This window comes from Streptomyces milbemycinicus (assembly GCF_002154605.1).
Classification (GTDB): Bacteria; Actinomycetota; Actinomycetes; order Streptomycetales; family Streptomycetaceae; genus Streptomyces; species Streptomyces milbemycinicus.
The window spans coordinates 1-812 of the sequence record NZ_MUNE01001119.1; the positions used below are offsets into that span (position 1 = coordinate 1).

The window sequence follows — 812 nt, forward strand, 5'->3', positions numbered from 1 at the left end:
TCGGCCCGGCAAGGCGCCGCGCGGCTGAGGACAGGAGCCCGGCGCCGGCCTGGACAGGCTCACCTGACCTTGTTCCCGGAATGCGAACTGAACAAGGTCAGGTGAGACGGAGGCGAGATCTTGTGAGACGGGACAACACCCCTGGCTCCGCCGTCAACTCCCGAAGGACTTCCGGACCGGACCACTAAGGCAACTCCTCGCCCGGGTGGGCCGCTTCAAGCTGAGTCTCGGTCGCGCCGCAGGCGACGGTACGGCGCTGGGCTTCGGCGTCTCCCCGGCGGTGGCAAGCCAAAGCCCTCCGAGAAAAAGGAATCCCGATCCGATCACTACAATTTGAAATGATCACTACACTCACAGTTCAGGGGCCATCTCAACATCCCTGCCCTACAAAAATCCCTGCTCAGAGCAGCATCGCACCACGACACTGAATCCTGAAACGATCACTGCATCCACAGGACAACCACACCGCTTACTCAGTGATCAGCATCGGATTTGTCGCAGTGAAGGGGTGCCACTCCTCTCGGCACCCGGTGTCGGTCCTGCGCCGGGCGTGGTGATGGGCCGGCCGCTTCCGCGCCGCCGGCCCACCGAGCGCCGTCCTACCAGGCCACGTAGGCGAGGTGCACGATTCCCGCGTTCAGGTCGCACCACACGGTGGAGACCTGGCCCGTCTGGACCTTGGGCCCGTCGTGACGGTACTCGTATCCGTTGTCCCACCGCTTGCACGTGACGGCGACGTTGAAAGCGTCGTCCCAGCTGGTGCCGAAACACTGGAGCGAGGCGCCGGCGTGTCCGCCGCTGCCCGTCATGTA

The 812-nt window shown here is 64.3% G+C and carries 1 protein-coding gene; it reads right to left on the reverse strand.

Translation table 11 applies throughout. The annotated features are described in order from the left end of the window. Positions 1-599: 599 nt before the first annotated feature. Positions 600-812: hypothetical protein (locus CCN51_RS55565; RefSeq protein WP_158104796.1), on the reverse strand; the 213-nt coding region annotated here is incomplete at its 5' end.